The organism is Pseudomonas sp. GL_117, assembly GCF_057835125.1.
The window spans coordinates 3,875,424-3,895,804 of sequence record NZ_CM174418.1; the positions used below are offsets into that span (position 1 = coordinate 3,875,424).

A 20,381-nucleotide genomic window follows, 5' to 3' on the forward strand; every position below is an offset into this window, starting at 1 on the left:
CCTATTGAGCATCAACACCACTCAACTGTGGGAGCGGGCTTGCCCGCGAATGCGGTGGGTCCGTCAGTGCATATTTTTCTGACATTGCGCTTTCGCGGGCAAGCCCGCTCCCACATTTTCGCCCTGTGAACACCTGTCATATTTACGCAATCTTACTGACTTATTCTCGCGGCACTCCCTTTGGCCCAAGAAGGTGCCGGCATGCGGCTGCGCGCTCTGTTCCTGCTGACTCTGTTTCCCCTCCACGCGGTGTGCGCCGCCCTGCCCGTTCCCGATCAAGGCCCTGCTTTGCGCATCCAGGGCTCCAACACCATTGGCGCGGCACTGGGGCCGGCGTTGGTCAAGGGGTTGATGGAGCACCAGGGCTTGCAAGCGGTGCACAGCGAACCCGGCGACGGCGCCAATGAGCTGCGGGTGCTGGGCAAGAATCGCCAAGGCAAAACCGTATTGATCGAGATCGCCGCCCACGGCTCCAGCACCGGGTTTGCCGCGCTGAAAAAATCCAGCGCCGACCTGGCCGCGTCATCCCGCCCGATCAAGGACAGCGAACTGGTCGACCTCGAGCCCCTCGGCGACCTGAAAAGCCCCGACGCCGAGCAGGTCATCGCCATCGACGGCCTGGCCATCATCCTCAACCCACAGAACCCGTTGGCCAGCCTGAGCACCGAGCAACTGGCGCAGATCTTCAACGGTGAAGTGACCTCCTGGGAGGCCTTGGGCGGTGTCGGCGGCGCCATTCATTTATATGCGCGGGATGACCAGTCCGGCACCTACGACACCTTCAAGGAACTGGTGCTGCGCCTGCGCGGCAAACCGCTGGCGGCTTCGGCCAAACGCTTCGAGTCCAGTGAACAGCTGTCCGATGCCGTGAGTCAGGACCCCCAGGGTATCGGCTTTATCGGCCTGCCCTATGTGCGCCAGGCCAAGGCCGTGGCGATTGTCGATGGTGACTCGCAGTCGATGTTGCCGCTCAACAGCCTGATCGCCACCGAGGACTACCCACTGTCGCGCCGACTGTTTTTCTATCTGCCGCCGTCCAGCCATAACCCGTGGGCCAAGGCGCTGGTGGACTTTAGCCAGAGCAGCAAGGGCCAGGCGATTGTCGCCGCCAACGGGTTTATCGCGCAGCAGGTGCAGGCGATGGCCGTGGAACCGCGCCCGTCGATGCCTGAGGACTATCAACGCATCGCCCGTGAAGCCCAGCGCCTGACCGTGAACTTTCGTTTCGAAGAAGGCAGCGCCAGCCTGGACAACAAGGCACGCCAGGATTTGCAGCGAGTGGTGGCGTATCTCAAAGGCCACGACAAGCTCGACCGCCAAGTCACCCTGGTGGGCTTTGGCGATGCCAAGAATGACCCGCAGCGTGCGGCGCTGCTGTCGAAGTTGCGGGGCATGGCGGTGCGGCGCGAGCTGGTCAAGAGCGGCGTGGTGCTGAGGGATATTCGCGGGTTTGGCGCGCAGATGCCGGTGGCGGCGAATACGGCGGATGAGGGCCGGATCAAGAATCGGCGGGTGGAGGTTTGGGTGTACTGAACCCTGGTTTTGTGTTGTTAACACTGGCCTCTTCGCGAGCAAGCCCGCTCCCACATTTTGAATGTGTTCACAAATCAAAGTGTGGGAGCGGGCTTGCTCGCGAATGCAGGCGACTCGGTCCTACTTACTGCCCGCTGCGCATCAACTCCCGGGGCACATACTTGCCAATCTCGAACTTGCCAATCGCCGCCCGGTGCACTTCATCCGGCCCATCGGCCAGGCGCAGGGTGCGTTGCATGGCGTACATGTAGGCCAGCGGGAAGTCGTTGGACACCCCCGCACCGCCATGGATCTGGATCGCGCGGTCGATCACCTTCAACGCCACGTTCGGCGCCACCACCTTGATCTGGGCGATTTCGCTTTTCGCCACTTTGTTGCCCACGGTGTCCATCATGTACGCCGCCTTCAAGGTCAGCAGGCGTGCCATGTCGATCTCCATGCGTGAGTCGGCAATCTTGTCGATATTGCCGCCCAGGCGCGCCAATGGCTTGCCGAACGCGGTACGGCTGACCGAGCGTTTGCACATCAATTCCAATGCGCGCTCGGCCATGCCGATGGAGCGCATGCAGTGGTGGATACGGCCTGGGCCAAGGCGGCCTTGGGCGATTTCGAAGCCGCGACCTTCGCCGAGCAGGACGTTTTCGTACGGAACCCGCACGTTGTCGAACAGCACTTCGGCGTGGCCGTGGGGGGCGTCGTCGTAGCCGAATACCGGCAGCGGGCGCACGATCTTCACGCCAGGGGTGTCCACCGGCACCAGGATCATCGAATGCTGCTGGTGGCGCGGTGCGTCGGGGTTGCTCAAGCCCATGAAGATCAGGATCTTGCAGCGCGGATCACAGGCGCCGGAGGTCCACCATTTCTTGCCGTTGATCACCCATTGGTCGCCCTGGCGCTCGGCGCGGGCGGCCATGTTGGTGGCGTCGGATGAGGCCACGTCCGGTTCGGTCATGGCGAAGGCCGAGCGGATCTCACCGCGCAGCAGGGGTTGCAGCCAGCGTTGTTTCTGCTCTTCGTTGGCGTAGCGCACCAGCACTTCCATGTTGCCGGTGTCGGGGGCGGAGCAGTTGAACGGCTCCGGACCCAGCAGGGAGCGGCCCATGATTTCGGCCAATGGCGCGTATTCGAGGTTGGTCAGGCCGGCACCCAGCTCGGATTCCGGCAGGAACAGGTTCCACAGGCCTTCGGCTTTGGCCTTGGCTTTCAGCTCTTCCATGATCGCGGTGGGCTGCCAGCGGTCGCCTTCGCTGACCTGGCGTTCGAACACCGGCTCGGCGGGGTAAACGTATGCATCCATAAACGCAGTGACGCGTTCACGCAGTTCCTGAACCTTGGGCGAATAGGCGAAATCCATGAGCAGCTCCCTTCTCTGAGAGGTTGTTTAGGTCATGCAATCGATGCTAGAACAGCGTTGATAATTTACCTAGCCTATTCTCGGCGTGTATTAACATTCATCACCGATATATGATCGACGTATGACCACCTAACAATAAGAGCGCAACGAAATGAATCTGAGCAAGGTCGACCTCAACCTCTTTATCGTCTTCGACGCGATCTACACCGAAGCCAACCTGACCCGCGCCGGGCAGATCGTGGGCATCACCCAGCCGGCGGTGTCCAACGCCCTGGCGCGTCTGCGCGAGACCTTCAACGACCCGCTGTTCGTGCGCACTGCCCAGGGCATGGTGCCCACACCGATGGCACAGAACATCATCGGCCCGGTGCGCAATGCGCTGTCGTTGTTGCGGGTGTCGGTGCAGGAAAGCCGCATCTTCAATCCGCAGCAAGCGGCCAAGACCTACCGCATCAGCATGACCGACCTCACCGAAGCGGTGATTTTGCCGCCGCTGTTCCAGCGCCTGCGCCGCCTGGCACCCACGGTGGTGATCGAGAGTTTCCTGTCCAAACGCCGCGAAACCACCAAGGAGCTGGCTGCCGGGCGCCTGGATTTCGCCGTGGACGCGCCACTCAACACCGACCCCCAGGTGCGCCACGTCAAGCTGATGGAAGACCGCTACGTGTGCGCGATGCGCAAGGGCCACCCGCTGGCGGGCAAGGACAAGCTGACCCTGGATGATTACCTGGGGCTGACCCACATTCATATCTCCAGCCGCCGCAACGGTTTGGGCCATGTGGACCTGGCACTGGGCAAGATGGGCTTGCAACGCAAGATCGCCCTGCGTTCCCAGCATTATTTGATGGCGTCGCAGGTGTTGCAGCAGACCGACATGGTCATGACCGTGCCCGAACGCTTCGCTCGCCGTCATGAATTGCACTGGTTCAACCTGCCGGTGAACGACGTGCCGCCGGTGGAAACCCATCTTTACTGGCACGAAAGCACCGACCAGGACCCGGCGAACCGCTGGATGCGCGAGCAGATGATCGAGTTGTGCCAGCAGGTGACGGCGCACGAAAAGAAATTGGATGGCAAGCAGGCTTGAGTGGTCTTTTTGTGGCAAGCGCTCTTGCTACGGACGGCGACCTGCTTGACGTTAACGTCAAGCAGCCATTAGCTTAGCGCCCAAGACTTCTTCCTGGGCACCGCCATGAGTACCACCTACAGCATCTCCGACCTCGCCCGCGAGCTCGACATCACCACCCGCGCCATTCGCTTCTATGAAGAACAAGGCTTGCTGGCCCCGGAACGCCGGGGCCAGGAGCGCATCTACTCGGCGCGGGACAAGGTCAGCCTCAAGCTGATCCTGCGTGGCAAGCGTATCGGCTTTTCCCTGGCCGAATGCCGCGAACTGATCGAACTCTACGACCCCACCAGCGGCAACCACATCCAGCTCAACAGCATGCTCAGCAAGATCGCCGAGCGCCGTGAGCAGTTGGAGCAGCAACTGCTGGACATCGAACAGATGAAACTGGAACTGGACACCGCCGAAGAGCGTTGCACCCAGGCCCTGGCCCACACCATGAGCCAGGTTGGCCATTGATCAGAAGGTAACTGCCATGTCCCTCCCCTCCCATGTGCGCCTGGTGGAAGTCGGCCCGCGCGACGGTTTGCAGAATGAAGCCCAGCCGATCAGCGTGGCTGACAAGGTCCAACTGGTGGACGCGTTAAGCGCCGCAGGCTTGAGCTATATCGAAGTCGGCAGCTTTGTCTCGCCCAAATGGGTGCCGCAGATGGCCGGGTCGGCCGAGGTGTTCGCGCAGATCCAGCGCAAGCCCGGCGTAACCTACGGCGCGCTAGCGCCGAACCTGCGTGGTTTTGACGATGCGCTGGCCGCAGGGGTGAAGGAAGTCGCAGTGTTCGCGGCGGCATCCGAGGCGTTTTCCCAGCGCAATATCAACTGTTCCATCAGCGAGAGCCTGGAACGTTTCGCGCCGATCATGGCCGCGGCCAAACAGCACGGCATCAGCGTGCGTGGTTATGTGTCGTGCGTGCTGGGCTGCCCTTACGAGGGCGAGATTGCGCCGGAGCAAGTCGCCGCGGTCGCACGGGAGTTGTATGCCATGGGCTGCTACGAGGTGTCCCTGGGCGACACCATCGGCAACGGCACGGCGGGGGCCACGCGGCGGTTGTTCGAGGTGGTCGGCGCGCAGGTGCCACGGGACAAGCTGGCCGGGCATTTCCATGACACCTATGGGCAGGCTGTCGCGAACATCTACGCCAGCCTGCTGGAAGGGGTCCATGTGTTCGACAGCTCTATCGCGGGCCTCGGTGGCTGCCCCTACGCCAAGGGCGCCAGTGGTAACGTCGCCACCGAAGATGTGCTGTACCTGCTCAACGGCCTGGGTATCGACACCGGTATCGACCTGCAGGCATTGATTCGCGCGGGTGAGCAAATCAGCCACGTGCTGGGTCGGCCGACGGGGTCGCGAGTAGCCAAGGCGCGTAGGGCCAGTTGAGTAGCGTAGCCGTGACAATGTGTTACCGCCCGACTACACATCGAGTAACACGGGAACATATTTTGTCGCATTAGCCGTAGGCTGTTGCCCACACAAAAAACCAAGTCATTGATTTTAAAGGATTTTTAAAAGTTGGCACGGCTCCTGCTATCTCTATGGCATAACAAGAATAAAAAGCGCCAAACCTAATAAAAATAAGACGAAACGACTCTGACATAACAAAAACAACACGGCAGAGACGCAGCTAACAGATTTTTTTGGAGAAGATGTGCTTCGCAGGGAACGGCATCGCCGAAACCCGCGACCAGTAGAGAACAATAAAACTACCTTCAGGTAGCTACCCACTGGTTGGATCGCGTACGAAGAAGCAGATCAGCGCTCAAAAAAATACGTTTGCTCTTGACCCCGGATGGGGGTCGCCAAAAACAGCGGTAAAGGGTAACGGTTACCAAAAACAACAATAGACCGCCCCTCAATAATAAAAAAAGAGCACGTAACGACAAATTAAAGGGGACCTTTGGGTCCCCTTTGTGCTTTCTGCGATTCAGCGATTTGCCTGACACCGCGCTATTCAAAATGTGGGAGCGGGCTTGCCCGCGAAAGCGGCGGATCAGGCAACACACCTGTAACTGACAGACCGCTATCGCAGGCAAGCCAGCTCCCACATTGAGCCTCACTGTGACGGGGGCTGCATGCGCAACTCTTGCATCGAAATCTCGCGCATCCGGAATTTCTGGATCTTGCCCGTCACCGTCATCGGAAACTCATCCACGAATTTGAAATGCCTGGGCGTCTTGAAGTGCGCAATGCGGCCCTTGCACCAGGTTTGCAGCTCCAGCGCGTTGGCCACATGGCCGGGATGAAACTTGACCCAAGCGACGATCTCTTCGCCGTATCGCTCGTCGGGAATGCCGATGACCTGCACGTCTGCCACCGCCGGATGGGTGAAGAAAAACTCCTCAAGCTCACGCGGATACACGTTCTCTCCGCCACGAATGATCATGTCCTTGTTGCGCCCGGCGATGCACACGTAGCCGTGGGCGTCCATGCTTGCCAGGTCGCCGGTGTGCATCCAGCCAGCGTCGTCGATCGCTTCGCGGGTGGCGTCGGGATTGTGCCAGTAGCCGAGCATGACGCTGTAGCCACGGGTGCAGAGTTCGCCGATCTCACCGCGCGCAACCGTGTTGCCGTCGGCGTCGATGATCTTGCTTTCCAGTTGTGGCTGGGTGCGGCCAACCGTGGTCACGCGGCGCTCCAGGTCGTCATCCGCACCGGTTTGCAAAGACACCGGGCTGGTTTCAGTCATGCCGTAGGCTATCTGCACCTCGCTCATGTGCATCTCGCTGATCACCCGGCGCATCACTTCGATGGGGCAGGTGGCGCCGGCCATGATGCCGGTGCGCAGGGTGGACAGATCAAAGTCGCCAAGCTGCGGATGATCGAGCATGGCGATGAACATGGTGGGCACGCCATACAAGCCGGTGGCACGTTCTTCGGCGACGGCAGTCAGGGTCAACAGCGGGTCGAAGCCATCATTCGGGTAGATCATGGTGGTGCCATGGGTGATGCAGCCCAGGTTGCCCATGACCATGCCGAAACAGTGATACAGCGGCACAGGGATCACCAGGCGATCCTGCGCGGTCAGGCCCAGGCTTTCGCCGACCATGTAGCCATTATTGAGGATGTTGTGGTGACTGAGGGTGGCACCCTTGGGAAAACCGGTGGTGCCGGAGGTGTACTGGATATTCACGGCCTGATCGAAGCGCAGGCTGGCCTGGCGAGAGTGCAACTGTTCGGGCGGGATACCTGCCCCGAGCGCCGCCAACTGCGACCACGGCAGGAATCCCGACGGCGGGCTGGGGTCGAGACTGATCATGCCACGCAGGTCCGGCTTCAAATCCTGCAGCATCCCGTGGTAATCGGAGGTCTTGAACGCCCCGGCGCACACCAGCCACTGACAGCCGGATTGCTTGAGCACGTATTCCAACTCGCTACTGCGATAGGCCGGGTTGATGTTGACCAGGATCACGCCCAGCTTGGCGCTGGCGATCTGGCTGATGCACCACTCGGCGCAATTGGGCGCCCAGATCCCCAGGCGGTCGCCGGTCTGCATGCCCAGGGCGAGGAAGGCCCGGGCGTGCAGGTCAACGGTTTCAGCGAGTAGGCGCCAGGTGTAGCGACGTTGTTGATGGCGCACTACCAGGGCTTCGCCATCGGGAAACTGTGCAGCGGTTTGATCAAAGGCCTGGCCAATCGTCATGGCCAACAAGGTCTTGTCCTGAGAACCGCGGCTGTAGCTCAGATTCGGTTGTTCCATAACGACCCCTATTGTCTTTTTTGTTAGGTTGACGTTTACGTAAACTACGATTGACAGCGCCTTAACGCAAGCTTACGTTAACGTAAAGGTGAGCGCCCTCCTCCCGGCGTTGAACCCACACAAAAACAACGCTCACATTAAGGTGCCTGTCCATGAGTTACCCGTCCCTGAACTTCGCCCTCGGCGAAACCATCGACATGCTGCGCGACCAGGTGCAGTCCTTCGTCGCCAAGGAAATCGCCCCCCGCGCGGCACAAATCGACAGTGACAACCTGTTCCCCGCCGACCTGTGGCGCAAGTTCGGCGACATGGGCCTGCTTGGCATCACCGTCCCGGAAGAATACGGCGGCGCTGGCCTGGGCTATCTGGCCCACGTGGTGGCCATGGAAGAGATCAGCCGCGGCTCGGCTTCGGTGGCGTTGTCCTACGGCGCCCATTCCAACCTGTGTGTGAACCAGATCAACCGCAACGGCAATCACGCGCAGAAACTCAAGTACCTGCCCCAACTGATCAGCGGCGAACACGTCGGCGCCCTGGCCATGAGCGAACCGAACGCCGGCTCCGACGTGGTCTCGATGAAACTGCGCGCCGACAAGCGCGGTGACCACTACGTGCTCAACGGCAGCAAGACCTGGATCACCAACGGCCCCGACGCCAACACCTACGTGATCTACGCCAAGACCGACCTGGAAAAGGGTGCCCACGGCATCACCGCATTTATCGTCGAGCGCGACTGGAAGGGTTTCAGCCGCAGCAACAAATTCGACAAGCTGGGCATGCGCGGCTCCAACACCTGCGAGCTGTTTTTCGATGACGTCGCGGTGCCCGAGGAAAACATCCTCGGCGTACTCAACGGCGGGGTGAAAGTGCTGATGAGCGGCCTGGACTACGAACGCGTAGTGCTGTCCGGCGGCCCCACCGGGATCATGCAAGCGTGCATGGACCTGATCGTGCCCTACATCCACGACCGCAAGCAGTTCGGCCAGAGCATCGGTGAATTCCAGCTGATCCAGGGCAAGGTCGCCGACATGTACACCCAACTCAATGCCAGCCGTGCCTACCTTTATGCCGTGGCCCAGGCCTGCGAGCGTGGCGAGACCACGCGCAAGGACGCCGCCGGCGTGATCCTCTACAGCGCCGAACGCGCCACGCAGATGGCCCTCGACGCGATCCAGATCCTCGGCGGCAACGGCTACATCAACGAATTCCCCGCCGGCCGCCTGCTGCGCGACGCCAAGCTGTACGAAATCGGCGCCGGCACCAGTGAGATCCGCCGGATGCTGATCGGCCGCGAACTGTTCAACGAAACCCGCTGAGGGAGCGCGCCATGGCCACCTTGCATACCCAGCTCAACCCGCGCTCGGCGGAATTTGCCGCCAACAACGCGGCGATGCGCCAGCAGGTCGATGCCCTGCACACCCTGCTCGCCCACGTCAGACAAGGCGGCGGCGCGCAAGCCCAGGAGCGGCACACCTCTCGCGGCAAACTGCTGCCGCGCGAGCGCATCAACCGCCTGCTCGACCCAGGCTCGCCCTTCCTCGAACTCAGCCAACTCGCCGCCCATCAGGTGTATGGCGAGGACGTACCCGCCGCCGGCGTGATTGCCGGGATCGGCCGCGTGGAGGGCGTCGAATGCATGATCGTCGCCAACGATGCCACGGTGAAAGGCGGCTCGTACTACCCGCTCACGGTGAAAAAACACCTGCGCGCCCAAACCATCGCCGAGCAAAACCGCCTGCCGTGCATCTACCTGGTGGACTCCGGCGGCGCCAACCTGCCGCGTCAGGATGAAGTGTTCCCTGACCGCGAGCACTTCGGGCGGATCTTCTTCAACCAGGCCAACATGAGCGCCCAGGGCATCCCGCAGATCGCCGTAGTGATGGGCTCGTGCACCGCCGGCGGCGCGTATGTGCCGGCCATGGCAGACGAAGCGATCATGGTGCGCCAGCAAGCCACTATCTTTCTCGCCGGCCCTCCGTTGGTAAAGGCCGCCACGGGTGAAGTGGTGAGTGCCGAAGACCTCGGCGGCGCCGATGTGCACTGCAAGATTTCCGGGGTGGCCGACCACTACGCCGACAACGACGAACACGCCCTTGCGCTGGCCCGGCGCAGCGTGGCCAACCTCAACTGGCGCAAACAGGGCGAATTGCTGCAACGCACGCCCGTAGCGCCGTTGTACAGCGGCGAGGAGCTGTATGGCGTGATCCCCGCCGATGCCAAGCAACCGTTCGACGTGCGCGAAGTGATCGCACGGCTGGTGGACGGCTCGGTGTTCGACGAGTTCAAGGCGCTGTTCGGCACCACCCTGGTGTGCGGCTTTGCGCACCTGCACGGCTACCCGATAGCGATCCTGGCGAACAACGGCATCCTGTTCGCCGAAGCCGCGCAAAAAGGCGCGCACTTTATCGAGCTGGCCTGCCAGCGCGGCATTCCGCTGCTGTTTTTGCAGAACATCACCGGTTTCATGGTTGGCCAGAAATACGAAGCCGGCGGCATCGCCAAGCACGGCGCCAAGCTGGTCACGGCGGTAGCCTGCGCCAAGGTGCCGAAGTTCACGGTAATCATCGGCGGCAGCTTTGGTGCGGGTAACTACGGCATGTGCGGCCGCGCGTATGACCCACGGTTCCTGTGGATGTGGCCGAACGCCCGCATTGGCGTGATGGGCGCCGAACAGGCCGCCGGGGTGCTGGTGCAGGTCAAGCGCGAGCAGGCCGAACGGGCCGGCAACGCCTTCAGTGCCGAGGAAGAACGAGCGATCAAGCAGCCGATCCTCGACCAGTATGAAACCCAGGGCCACCCCTACTATTCCAGCGCACGCCTGTGGGACGACGGTGTCATCGACCCGTTGCAAACCCGCGACGTGCTGGCCCTGGCCCTCTCTGCTGCGTTGAATGCCCCCATCGAGCCGAGCCGCTTCGGCGTGTTCCGCATGTAAATGGAGCTGTACCCATGAGCGATTTCAATACCCTCGAACTGATCACCGACAGCCGTGGTTTCGCCACGCTGTGGCTCAGTCGTGAAGCCAAGAACAACGCGTTCAACGCCGAGATGATCCGCGAACTGATCATCGCCCTCGACCGGGTACAGGGCGATCCAACCCTGCGCTTCCTGGTGTTGCGCGGGCGCGGCAGGCATTTCAGCGCAGGCGCCGACCTGGCCTGGATGCAGCAGTCAGCCGAACTGGATTACCACACCAACCTGGACGACGCCCGCGAACTGGCGGAGCTGATGTACAACCTGGCCAAGCTGAAGATCCCGACCCTGGCGGTGGTGCAAGGCGCGGCCTACGGCGGCGCGCTGGGCCTGATCAGTTGCTGCGACATGGCGATTGGCGCCGATGATGCGCAGTTCTGCCTGTCGGAAGTGCGCATCGGTCTGGCCCCCGCGGTGATCAGCCCATTCGTGGTCCAGGCCATCGGCGAACGTGCGGCGCGGCGCTACGCCCTCACGGCCGAACGCTTTGGCGGCCAGCGCGCGCGGGAAATCGGCCTGCTGGCGGAAAGTTATCCGGTGGCCGACCTCGACCTGCATGTCGAACTGTGGATCACCAATCTGTTGCAAAACAGCCCGGCGGCAATGCGCGCCAGCAAGGATTTGCTGCGTGAAGTGGGCAACGGCGCCCTCACCCCGGCGTTGCGGCGCTATTGCGAAAACGCCATCGCACGGATTCGCGTGAGTGCCGAGGGCCAGGAAGGCTTGCGTGCCTTCCTGCAAAAACGTCCGCCCAGCTGGCAAGCACAGGAGCCGCGCCCATGAGTCCATTGACCACCGTACTAGTGGCCAATCGCGGTGAAATTGCCTGCCGCGTCATGCGTACCGCCAAGGCCATGGGCCTGACCACCGTGGCCGTGCACAGCGCCACCGACCGCGATGCGCGGCATAGTCGCGAGGCGGATATTCGGGTCGACCTGGGCGGCAGCAAGGCCACCGAGAGTTACCTGCAGATCGACAAACTGATCGCCGCCGCCCAGGCCAGCGGCGCCCAGGCGATTCATCCGGGCTATGGCTTCTTGTCGGAAAACGCCGCATTTGCCCGTGCGATTGAGGCCGCAGGCCTGATCTTTCTCGGCCCGCCCGCCTCGGCCATTGATGCGATGGGTAGCAAATCCGCCGCCAAGGCGCTGATGGAAACCGCCGGCGTGCCGCTGGTGCCGGGCTATCACGGCGCCGCCCAGGACCTGGAGACCTTCCGCGACGCGTGCGAGCGCATCGGCTACCCGGTATTGCTCAAGGCCACTGCCGGCGGTGGCGGCAAGGGCATGAAAGTGGTCGAGGACGTCAGCGGGCTCGCCGACGCCCTCGCCTCCGCCCAGCGGGAGGCCTTGTCGTCGTTCGGCAATGGGCAGATGTTGGTCGAGAAATACCTGCTCAAGCCACGCCACGTGGAGATCCAGGTGTTTGCCGATCAGCATGGGCATTGCCTGTACCTCAACGAGCGCGACTGCTCGATCCAGCGACGCCATCAAAAGGTCGTCGAGGAAGCCCCGGCGCCGGGCCTGAGTGTTGAACAGCGCAAGGCCATGGGCGAAGCGGCGGTGCGTGCGGCCCAGGCCATCGGCTACGTGGGGGCTGGCACCGTGGAGTTTCTGCTGGATGCGCGCGGCGAGTTCTTCTTCATGGAGATGAACACGCGCCTGCAAGTGGAACATCCGGTGACCGAAGCGATCACCGGCCTCGATCTGGTGGCCTGGCAGATTCGCGTCGCCCAGGGCGAAGCGCTGCCCATCACCCAGGAACAGGTGCCGCTGATCGGGCATGCCATTGAAGTGCGGCTGTATGCCGAAGACCCGGCCAATGATTTCCTGCCGGCCACCGGCCACCTGGCGCTGTACCGCGAATCCGCACCAGGCCCTGGGCGCCGGGTAGACAGCGGCGTCGCCCAAGGCGACAGCGTGTCGCCGTTCTACGATCCGATGCTCGGCAAGCTGATTGCCTGGGGCGAAGACCGTGAACAGGCGCGCCTGCGCTTGTTGAGCATGCTCGATGAATTTGCCGTCGGCGGGCTCAAGACCAACCTGGGCTTTTTGCGACGCATCATCGGCCATCCGGCGTTTGCCGCGGCGCAGTTGGATACCGGGTTTATCCCGCGTTATCAGGATGCACTGCTACCGGAGCCAGGCGAGTTGAGCGATGCATTCTGGCAGGCGGCCGGCGCGGCCTTCATGCAGAGCCTGCCCAAGGCTGATGGGCCGTGGGCCGACACTCGCGGCTTTCGTGCCGGGCTGCCGGCCGAGGTCTCCCTGCATTTGAGCAGCAATGGCCAGGATCGGCTGGTGACACTGGCGACAGACGCGCCGCAGTTAAGCGGCGAACAGTTGCTGATCGAACACCAGGGCGTGCGGCGCGCCCATCTGGCCGTACGCAGCGCCGACACCCTGTACCTGCGCTGGGACGGCGAGATGCATGCGGTCAACCTGTTTGACCCGATTGCGGCGGTCGAAGCCGGTCAGTCGCACCAGGGCGGCCTCACGGCGCCGATGAACGGAAGTATCGTGCGGGTGCTGGTGGAGGTCGGCCAAACCGTCGAGGCTGGCACGCAATTGGTGGTGCTGGAGGCGATGAAGATGGAACACAGCATCCGCGCGCCCCAGGCCGGGGTGATCAAGGCACTGTTCTGCGAAGAAGGCGAAATGGTTGCCGAAGGTTGCGCGCTGGTGGAGCTCGCCACGGCGGACTAAAACTTCACCGTGGCCTGCACCACCACGCCCAGGATGCGGCAATCCGCGCTGAACAGCTGCTTGGGATAGGTGGGATTGAGCGGCACCAGGTACAACTGGCCGCTCTCTTGCACCAACTGACGGAAGGTGGCCTGGGGGCTGTCGGCCCATTGTGCGACCACCAGCTTGCCCGGTTCGGCGGTGATGGCCGGGTCCACCAGGATCAGCATGCCCGCGCTGATGCTCAAGCCGCTGGGCGCGGTCATGGCGTCGCCCGTGACCGGCAGCCAGAAGGCAGCGCCCCGGGCGTGGTAATCCGTCGGTTCGAAGCGTGGCGCGGCATAGGTCCCGCGCTCCTCGCGCACTTCACACAGGCCTTTCCAATCGCTGACCGGGTAGCGGAAATACGGGTTGTACTTGCCGGTCGCGGCCGGCGCTTCAGCGCTGCGTTCGCGAATGTGCAGCGTCACCTCCAGGTCACCCAGGCCCAGCTCGGCCAGCACCCGATTCATATCTGCCACGCGCGGCGTGCGACGCTTCGTCAACCAGTGGCCGACGCCCCCCTGGCTCATGCCCAGGCGCTTGGCCAGTTCGGTTTGGGAGACCTTGGCGTCTTCCATGTTGGCTTTGACCAACGCTATCCATTTATCCATGGGGCCTGAGCATACGGCAGGCATATTCCAGGGCAATAAACAGTTTGTAGTAATCCATAAAACGACATAAATACGATACGTACTATCATCGGACATAAGGTTTTCGACCCCCACACGGAGTACCGCCCCTTATGACGACAAGCCAGTATTCACTGCCCGACACAACCGAAACCGACGACCCGCTGGACATGCGCAGCAGCGGCGCCGCCCAGCGCGCGCTGGACTATTACTTGAAAGAAGATATGTCGACATCGATCCAGGACGACATCCTGTTCCGCGTCAAATCCGGCATCAGCCAGGAGGAAGCACTGGTGCATGCCTCGGACTTGCTGCGCAGTGCGGCCGCCACCGCGTATGAATCGGCGAACAGCCATCAAGGCAACCAGCGGGACCTGGCGTTTTCAGTGGTGTATTTGATTGATATGGCAAAGGCGATGGTGGAGCGGTCGTTGCAGGTGCCAGAAGCCCAGGCGAACGTTTAGCGGGCACGCGGGAAAAATATTTCTATCCCACGGATAAAAACATTTGACTTGCAAATGATAATGATTATTATTGGACCCAGCTGATCGCGAGATCAGTCGATAGACCAAGGGACCTTAGGTCGGACTCTTGGAATATCTCCTCATCAGGCTAATCACGGTTTTTGACCCGGCTCTTTGGCCGGGTCTTTTTTTTGCCAGTTTCCCTGGCATGGCTTCAGGCTAATGAAGACTGTGTGTTGCTTGATGGCGCGCATGGTAGCAAAAGACCATCGCGAAAAGAAAGCCGAACGAACGCCCTGCGTCGGATCTCTGCGAATTAGCGCTTGAGAATCAATCTCATAGATTCTAAGCTGCTGCGGCGTCATGGACGACGCCCCCCTTCTCCATGCAACAATTTTGCATCAAGATTTTGCCCGACTCCTGTGTAAGATACCTGCCACAACACTCATACTCAGGCAATCAGACTATGACCGTGGCCTTGACCTCCATCCGGATCAGCACCGACTTCGACAGTGGCAATATCCAGGTGCTCGACGCCAGCGATTCCTATCAGTTGTTGCTCGCCATCAAACCCGACACCCGCAGCCCGCATTTCCAATGGTTCCACTTCAAGGCCGAAGGCATGCACGTGGGCCACACCCACACCTTCCGCCTGAGCAACGCGAGCCAGTCTTCCTATAAGCACGCGTGGAGCGGCTACAACGCCGTGGCGTCCTACGACCATATCAACTGGTTCCGCGTGCCAACGCGTTTTGATGGCGACCTCTTGCACATCAGCCTCGAAACCCGTGAAAAACACGCCTGGTTTGCCTATTTCGAACCCTACAGCCGTGAGCGCCACGACTGGCTGATCGAACAGGCCCTGACCCGTGCGGGCACCCAGTTGCTGGCCACCGGAAAAAGTGTCGAAGGCCGCGACATTCAGTTGCTGCGCCGTGGCAAAGGCGGCGAAGGCCGACGCAAGGTGTGGATCATCGCCCAACAACATCCCGGCGAACACATGGCCGAATGGTTCATGGAAGGCATCATCGAACGCCTGCAACAGGACGGCGACAGCGAGCTGAAAAAGCTGCTGAAAGTCGCCGACCTGTACCTGGTGCCCAACATGAACCCTGACGGTGCATTCCACGGCCACTTGCGCACCAACGCCATGGGCCAGGACCTCAACCGAGCCTGGCAAAGCGCCAGCGAAGAACTCAGCCCGGAAGTCTTCTTCGTCCAGCAACAGATGGAGAAGTACGGCGTCGACCTGTTCCTCGACATCCACGGCGACGAAGAAATCCCCTACGTGTTCACCGCTGGCTGCGAAGGCAACCCAGGTTACACGCCGCGTATAGAAGCCTTGGAAAAACACTTTCGCAGTCACCTGAGCGCCCTGACCCGCGACTTCCAGACCACCCACGGCTACACCCGCGACCTGCCGGGCGAAGCCAACATGACCCTGGCCTGCAATGCCGTTGGGGAAAAGTACGACTGCCTGTCGCTGACCCTGGAAATGCCGTTCAAGGACAACGACGACGCGCCCAACCCGCACACTGGCTGGTCGGGCAAACGTTCGATGCAGTTGGGCAAGGACGTGTTGAGCACCGTCGCCGACATCGTCAGCGTTTTGCGCTGACGCCTGTCATGCTGCGCAGCACGCCATCGCGGCGGATCAGCCCGTGGAACAACGCCGCCGCCAGGTGCAACAGCACCGTCAGGAACAACAGGTAGGCGAGAAAGCCATGGGCCTTGCGCAGCACCGCGAACAACGGTGCATTTGCCGCCACCAGCGCGGGCAATTGCACCGAGCTGCCGAGCATCACCGGGTCGCCGGCGGCCGAGATCATCGCCCAGCCCAACAGCGGCAACACCAGCATCAACCCGTACAACACCCAGTGGGACGCCTTGGCTGCCAGCACTTGCCACATCGGCAGATCGGCAGGCAACGGCGGTTGGCGCGTGGAAAAGCGCACCACCAAGCGCACGATCACCAGCGCCAGAATCGCTATCCCCAACGGCTTATGCAGATGGATCAACCATTCGTGCCGCTGCGACACTGACGCCGCCAGCCCCGCGCCGATAAACAGCATGGCGATGACCATCAGCGCCATCAGCCAGTGCAGCAAGCGCGCCAATGGCGCAAAAAACCGCGGTTGAGTATTCATGGCTTCGACTCCTGAGGGGCACGGTGCAGCGGGCTGACTTCACCGGCACGGCGCAGATATGAACTGGCATACGCCGCCGAACGTGCGGCCAACAGCGGATCATTGGAGGCTTCGATACCGCTGGGCAAAATCAGCGGGTCGAAGTTGATGTCGCGACAATCGCCGTTCGCTTGCGGCTGGCTACTCTGCAACACCAGCGTCCCGGCGTTCAGCACCTTGTGCGCGCCTGCCCAGGTCTTGCTCGCGTCGTCCAGCGGGTCGCCGGGGTTGGCCAGGGCCATGTTCAACTGCCAACGCAGGGGGCCGGCGCCTAGCCGCTGCACCAGGTCCTGCTCAAGAAAATCAGGCACCGCCGGCGCGGTATCACCCGCTGCATCCTGACTCAGCGGCACCATTGCCCAACGCACGGCCTGGCGCTTGCCATCGGCGTCCACCAGATAAAACGCATTGATCCCGTTGTAGGTTTCGGTCGCATAGCTGGCCGATGGCTTGGCCGTCTTGACCCACGCCAGAAACGCCGCCGTCTCCGGATGCGTGGCGAAAAATGCGGGCATGCTCGACGGGTTCGGCTTGCCGGTAGCCGGGTCCGGCGCGCCGGCCTTGAGCAGCGCGTAAAACGCCTCGGGCGTACCCACCGGGAATACCGGCATGCTGTTCATCCCGGTGCGCCATTGCTGGCCGTTGGCCTGAGTGAATTGCACGGCAAAACTGCGGATCGGCACACTGCCGTCCGGCGCATACGGGTTGCCGCTGGGCAAGGCAAAACGGCCGATGACCGGAGTCTTGGCCGCGCTGAATACCTGTGCGCTGGAATAGGCACGTGCCTCGGGGCTACTTTCGAAATAACCCGCAACGCATACGCCCTTGGCATGGTTACGCCGGAAACCCGGGTGCACACCGTTGTTGGTTTCCAAGGCATTCACCAAGGTTTTCGGACGCAGGCGTTGTGGGTCGAGCGTGCCGTTGACGTAGGCAAACGCCCCGGCCACCAGCGCGACCACGGCACCGATACCGGCGAGTCGCGCGATCAGGCTCGCCGTACTCAACGGGGGACGGGGTGGTGATGAGTGATCTACCATGAAGGAACTCCAGGGCCAGGGGCCTCAGGGGGGATGGAACATAAGGTCGGAGCATTAGGACGAACACCAACCGCCTCTATTCCCTGGCCAACGACTTAATTTTCCGGCCCCGGGAATAACCGCCAACGCCGGACGTCTCTCTAGTCCCAGCGCAATGACCAGCCAGAACTCCATGCATGAACTCGACGCAGCGTTACGTGAACTCATCCCCAGGCTACGGCGCTTTGCCGTGTCCCTGACCCGTAACGCCAGCAGCGCCGACGACCTGGTGCAATCGACCCTGGAACGGGCGCTCACCCGCTGGGTCGGCAAGCGCAGCGAAGGCGATTTGCGTGCGTGGCTGTTTTCGATCCTCTACCGGCAGTTCCTCGACGCTCACCGGCGCACCCGACGCTATGCGCGCATGCTCGAATTGTTCACCGGCCGCGAGGAGGCGCAGCCGTCGGTGGAACGCACGGTGATCGCCCAATCCACCCTGCAAGCCTTCGACCTGCTCAACACCGAGCAGCGGGCCCTGCTGCTGTGGGTCTCGGTCGAAGGCTTGAGCTACAAGGAAGTCGCCGACATCCTGGAGGTGCCCATCGGCACCGTGATGTCGCGTCTGTCCCGCGCGCGCCAAGCCTTGCGTCAACTCAGCGATGGCGAAATTGCCAGCCCTTCCCTGCGGATACTCAAATGATCAGCCTGCCCCCCAGCGAACGCGATTTGCATGCCTACGTCGACCACCAATTGGCGGACAGTGACCGGCGCCTCCTCGACACCTGGCTGGCCGCCCACCCCGACGTCGCGGCCCAGGTCCACGCCTGGCAGCAGGACGCACAATTGCTGCGCGCCGCACTCGGCGCAGCCCTGCAACAGCCGAGCAACCCCGCGCTGGACCCGGCGCTGATCCGCCAACGCCGCAAACGCCAGACCCGCCGACACTTCGCCACGGCGGCGCTGCTGTTGCTCGCCGTCAGCCTCGGCGGCATCGGCGGTTGGCAGGCCCGCGAAGCAACGCAAACGCCCCTGCTGCCCATGGCCGACGCCATGCAGGCGTATCGCTTGTTTGCCAGGGACGGTGTGCTGCCCGCCGACTATCACGTGCAGGACGGCGGCAGCATGCAAGCCTGGATCGACCGCTACTTCAGCCAAGCCAGCCGCCTGCCGGACTTGAGCGCAGCCGGCTACACAGCGGTCAGCGGGCGTTTGCTCACGACCGACCAAGGCGCGGCGGCGATGGTGTTGTATGAGGATCAACAAGGTCGGCGCATCAGCTTCTATATTCGCCCACCGGGCCCGGACAACGGTTTCCTGCCCCGTGGCAGCCGCAGCGCCGATGGCTTGCAGGCCGAGTACTGGTCCGGCGGCGGCTACAACTATGCGATGGTCAGCCCAGAGGGCGAACCCACCACGGCACTGCTGAAGTTCTAGAAGCCCCCGCCACAGTCACGTTGCGCAAGTCGATACCGGCCGGCGGCGGGAGCTGGCCATCTGCTTTTGCGATCGCTGGCCAGCGCATTTTGTATTGGTTAAATTGGCGCGCTTTCCCGCAAAATAGCGCCCCTCACTAGACGGAACCCGCCCCATTGGCCCTACCCAGCACCCTGCGCCGTTTATTCGCCAAGCCTGCCGCGGCCGAGGTTGACGAGGTGTCTGCGTATTTTCAGGACAAGGCCCAACGCCAGGGCTACACCCTCAGCCCCAGCCAGCAGCAGGTCATCGAACGCATGACGCTGCTGGCCGGGGCCTTGCAGCAAGCGGGGCCAGCGCCGCGCAGCCTGTATCTGCATGGCGCCGTGGGACGCGGTAAAAGCTGGTTGCTCGATGGTTTTTTCCAGGCACTGCCCCTGGCCGAGAAGCGCCGCGTGCACTTCCACGATTTTTTTGCCCGCCTGCACCAGGGTATGTTCCGCCATCGCCAGCAGCCCGACGCCCTCGCGGTGACCCTGGATGAATTGCTGGAAGACTGTCGCGTGCTGTGTTTCGACGAATTCCACGTCCATGACATCGGCGACGCGATGCTTATCACACGCCTGTTCAAAGCGTTGTTCGAACGGGGTGTGCTGGTACTGGTGACCTCTAACTACGCGCCGGCGGGGCTGCTGCCGAACCCGCTGTACCACCAGCGGTTCAAGCCGGTGATCAAACTGATCGATGCGCGCATGGACGTCATGGAGGTCAACGCGCCCCAGGACTACCGTGGCTTGGCGCAAAATCACGACCAACAGCGCTTCACCCAGGGCCGCTTCGTGTGCCCGGGCAGCCCGGCACAACGCCAGGCACTGAGCTTGCCAGCGGCCGATTGCGCCGCCCTCAGCCTGACCGTCGGCACCCGCCAGCTGCGAGTCCGTGGCCACGAGGGGCGCACCATCGCCTTTACCTTCAACGATGTGTGCGAGCAACCCACGGCGGTGCTGGACTACCTGTTGCTGTGCGACGACTTCGACCACTGGATCATCGACGGCCTGCCGGAGCTGGCGGAGTGTCCGATTGCCGTGCAGCAGCGTTTTATCAATTTGGTGGACGTGCTCTACGACAAGGACAAACACCTGATCCTGATCGGCGAACAACCCCTTGCCCACGCGTTGCGCGGCCAGGCCATCGACCTCTCCCGCACCGTCAGTCGCCTGGGGCAATTGCAACAGAGCGACGCGTAACCGTTATCATGGGCGCCGC

Annotated in this window: 19 protein-coding genes; 13 read left to right on the forward strand and 6 right to left on the reverse strand. The window is 62.1% G+C overall.

Translation table 11 applies throughout. The annotated features are described in order from the left end of the window. Positions 1-201: 201 nt before the first annotated feature. The gene (locus AC3ISR_RS17460) at positions 202-1,533 is read left to right on the forward strand and encodes a substrate-binding domain-containing protein (RefSeq protein ID WP_192296616.1); all 1,332 of its coding nucleotides are present in this window, start codon (positions 202-204) and stop codon (positions 1,531-1,533) included. A gap of 124 nt (positions 1,534-1,657) precedes the next feature. Here AC3ISR_RS17460 and AC3ISR_RS17465 read toward each other — a convergent pair whose 3' ends face one another. Continuing rightward, on the reverse strand, positions 1,658-2,887 hold the full coding sequence (locus tag AC3ISR_RS17465) for an acyl-CoA dehydrogenase (RefSeq protein WP_226456421.1): 1,230 nt from the start codon (positions 2,885-2,887) through the stop codon (positions 1,658-1,660). 151 nt (positions 2,888-3,038) lie between these two features. On the opposite strand from AC3ISR_RS17465, the gene AC3ISR_RS17470 reads away from it, so the two are divergent. The 3 genes from AC3ISR_RS17470 to AC3ISR_RS17480 all read left to right on the forward strand — a co-directional run bounded on the left by AC3ISR_RS17470 (position 3,039) and on the right by AC3ISR_RS17480 (position 5,388). Next, positions 3,039-3,974, forward strand: a complete 936-nt coding sequence (locus tag AC3ISR_RS17470) for a LysR family transcriptional regulator (protein ID WP_192296618.1) — start codon at positions 3,039-3,041, stop codon at positions 3,972-3,974. A gap of 105 nt (positions 3,975-4,079) precedes the next feature. Then, a complete protein-coding gene (locus AC3ISR_RS17475) occupies positions 4,080-4,472 on the forward strand; it encodes a MerR family transcriptional regulator (protein ID WP_017737716.1) in 393 nt (130 codons plus the stop codon). A gap of 16 nt (positions 4,473-4,488) precedes the next feature. Then, the gene (locus AC3ISR_RS17480; RefSeq protein ID WP_463983553.1) at positions 4,489-5,388 is read left to right on the forward strand and encodes a hydroxymethylglutaryl-CoA lyase; all 900 of its coding nucleotides are present in this window, start codon (positions 4,489-4,491) and stop codon (positions 5,386-5,388) included. A gap of 673 nt (positions 5,389-6,061) precedes the next feature. On the opposite strand, the gene AC3ISR_RS17485 is transcribed toward AC3ISR_RS17480, so the two are convergent. Next, positions 6,062-7,705 carry an AMP-binding protein gene (locus tag AC3ISR_RS17485; RefSeq protein WP_463983552.1) on the reverse strand — a complete coding sequence of 548 codons (1,644 nt, stop codon included), beginning with the start codon at positions 7,703-7,705 and terminating at the stop codon, positions 6,062-6,064. 152 nt (positions 7,706-7,857) lie between these two features. Between AC3ISR_RS17485 and AC3ISR_RS17490 the strand changes: the two genes are divergently transcribed. Genes AC3ISR_RS17490 through AC3ISR_RS17505 form a run of 4 tightly spaced genes read left to right on the forward strand, consistent with a single transcriptional unit; the run spans position 7,858 to position 13,383 of the window. Further along, complete coding sequence (locus AC3ISR_RS17490) at positions 7,858-9,021, forward strand: isovaleryl-CoA dehydrogenase (RefSeq protein ID WP_192296621.1); 1,164 nt, start codon at positions 7,858-7,860, stop codon at positions 9,019-9,021. 11 nt (positions 9,022-9,032) lie between these two features. Next, a complete protein-coding gene (locus AC3ISR_RS17495) occupies positions 9,033-10,640 on the forward strand; it encodes a carboxyl transferase domain-containing protein (protein ID WP_192296622.1) in 1,608 nt (535 codons plus the stop codon). A 14-nt stretch (positions 10,641-10,654) separates the two neighbouring features. After that, positions 10,655-11,461 (forward strand): gamma-carboxygeranoyl-CoA hydratase, encoded by an 807-nt coding sequence (locus AC3ISR_RS17500; protein WP_192296623.1) that lies wholly within the window; start codon positions 10,655-10,657, stop codon positions 11,459-11,461. After that, positions 11,458-13,383, forward strand: coding sequence for an acetyl/propionyl/methylcrotonyl-CoA carboxylase subunit alpha (locus AC3ISR_RS17505; protein ID WP_463983551.1), 1,926 nt, complete (start codon positions 11,458-11,460; stop codon positions 13,381-13,383). The genes AC3ISR_RS17500 and AC3ISR_RS17505 overlap by 4 nt, the downstream gene beginning before the upstream one ends. On the opposite strand, the gene AC3ISR_RS17510 is transcribed toward AC3ISR_RS17505, so the two are convergent. Further along, positions 13,380-14,015, reverse strand: coding sequence for a LexA family protein (locus AC3ISR_RS17510; RefSeq protein WP_192296625.1), 636 nt, complete (start codon positions 14,013-14,015; stop codon positions 13,380-13,382). The two genes, AC3ISR_RS17505 and AC3ISR_RS17510, sit on opposite strands and share 4 nt — an antisense overlap. Before the next feature lie 131 nt (positions 14,016-14,146). Between AC3ISR_RS17510 and AC3ISR_RS17515 the strand changes: the two genes are divergently transcribed. Then, on the forward strand, positions 14,147-14,497 hold the full coding sequence (locus AC3ISR_RS17515; protein WP_489324391.1) for a DUF6124 family protein: 351 nt from the start codon (positions 14,147-14,149) through the stop codon (positions 14,495-14,497). A gap of 152 nt (positions 14,498-14,649) precedes the next feature. Here the strand turns inward: AC3ISR_RS17515 and AC3ISR_RS17520 are convergent, their stop codons facing one another. Next, on the reverse strand, positions 14,650-14,862 hold the full coding sequence (locus AC3ISR_RS17520) for a hypothetical protein (RefSeq protein ID WP_192296627.1): 213 nt from the start codon (positions 14,860-14,862) through the stop codon (positions 14,650-14,652). 101 nt (positions 14,863-14,963) lie between these two features. On the opposite strand from AC3ISR_RS17520, the gene AC3ISR_RS17525 reads away from it, so the two are divergent. Continuing rightward, positions 14,964-16,115, forward strand: a complete 1,152-nt coding sequence (locus AC3ISR_RS17525) for a M14 family metallopeptidase (RefSeq protein WP_192296628.1) — start codon at positions 14,964-14,966, stop codon at positions 16,113-16,115. Here AC3ISR_RS17525 and AC3ISR_RS17530 read toward each other — a convergent pair. Together AC3ISR_RS17530 and AC3ISR_RS17535 are read right to left on the reverse strand one after the other, a co-directional pair. Further along, a complete protein-coding gene (locus AC3ISR_RS17530) occupies positions 16,099-16,644 on the reverse strand; it encodes a cytochrome b (RefSeq protein ID WP_192296629.1) in 546 nt (181 codons plus the stop codon). The two genes, AC3ISR_RS17525 and AC3ISR_RS17530, sit on opposite strands and share 17 nt — an antisense overlap. Then, entirely contained in the window at positions 16,641-17,723 is a 1,083-nt protein-coding gene (locus AC3ISR_RS17535; RefSeq protein ID WP_463983549.1) for a catalase family peroxidase, read from the reverse strand. The genes AC3ISR_RS17530 and AC3ISR_RS17535 overlap by 4 nt, the downstream gene beginning before the upstream one ends. A 172-nt stretch (positions 17,724-17,895) precedes the next feature. Here AC3ISR_RS17535 and AC3ISR_RS17540 point away from each other — a divergent pair, with 172 nt between their 5' ends. The 3 genes from AC3ISR_RS17540 to zapE all read left to right on the forward strand — a co-directional run bounded on the left by AC3ISR_RS17540 (position 17,896) and on the right by zapE (position 20,362). Next, on the forward strand, positions 17,896-18,402 hold the full coding sequence (locus AC3ISR_RS17540; protein WP_192297222.1) for a sigma-70 family RNA polymerase sigma factor: 507 nt from the start codon (positions 17,896-17,898) through the stop codon (positions 18,400-18,402). Beyond that, complete coding sequence (locus tag AC3ISR_RS17545; RefSeq protein ID WP_192296631.1) at positions 18,399-19,136, forward strand: anti-sigma factor family protein; 738 nt, start codon at positions 18,399-18,401, stop codon at positions 19,134-19,136. Before AC3ISR_RS17540 ends, AC3ISR_RS17545 begins: the two co-directional genes overlap by 4 nt. A gap of 155 nt (positions 19,137-19,291) precedes the next feature. Next, positions 19,292-20,362, forward strand: a complete 1,071-nt coding sequence (gene zapE, locus AC3ISR_RS17550) for a cell division protein ZapE (protein WP_463983548.1) — start codon at positions 19,292-19,294, stop codon at positions 20,360-20,362. The last annotated feature ends 19 nt before the right edge of the window (positions 20,363-20,381 follow it).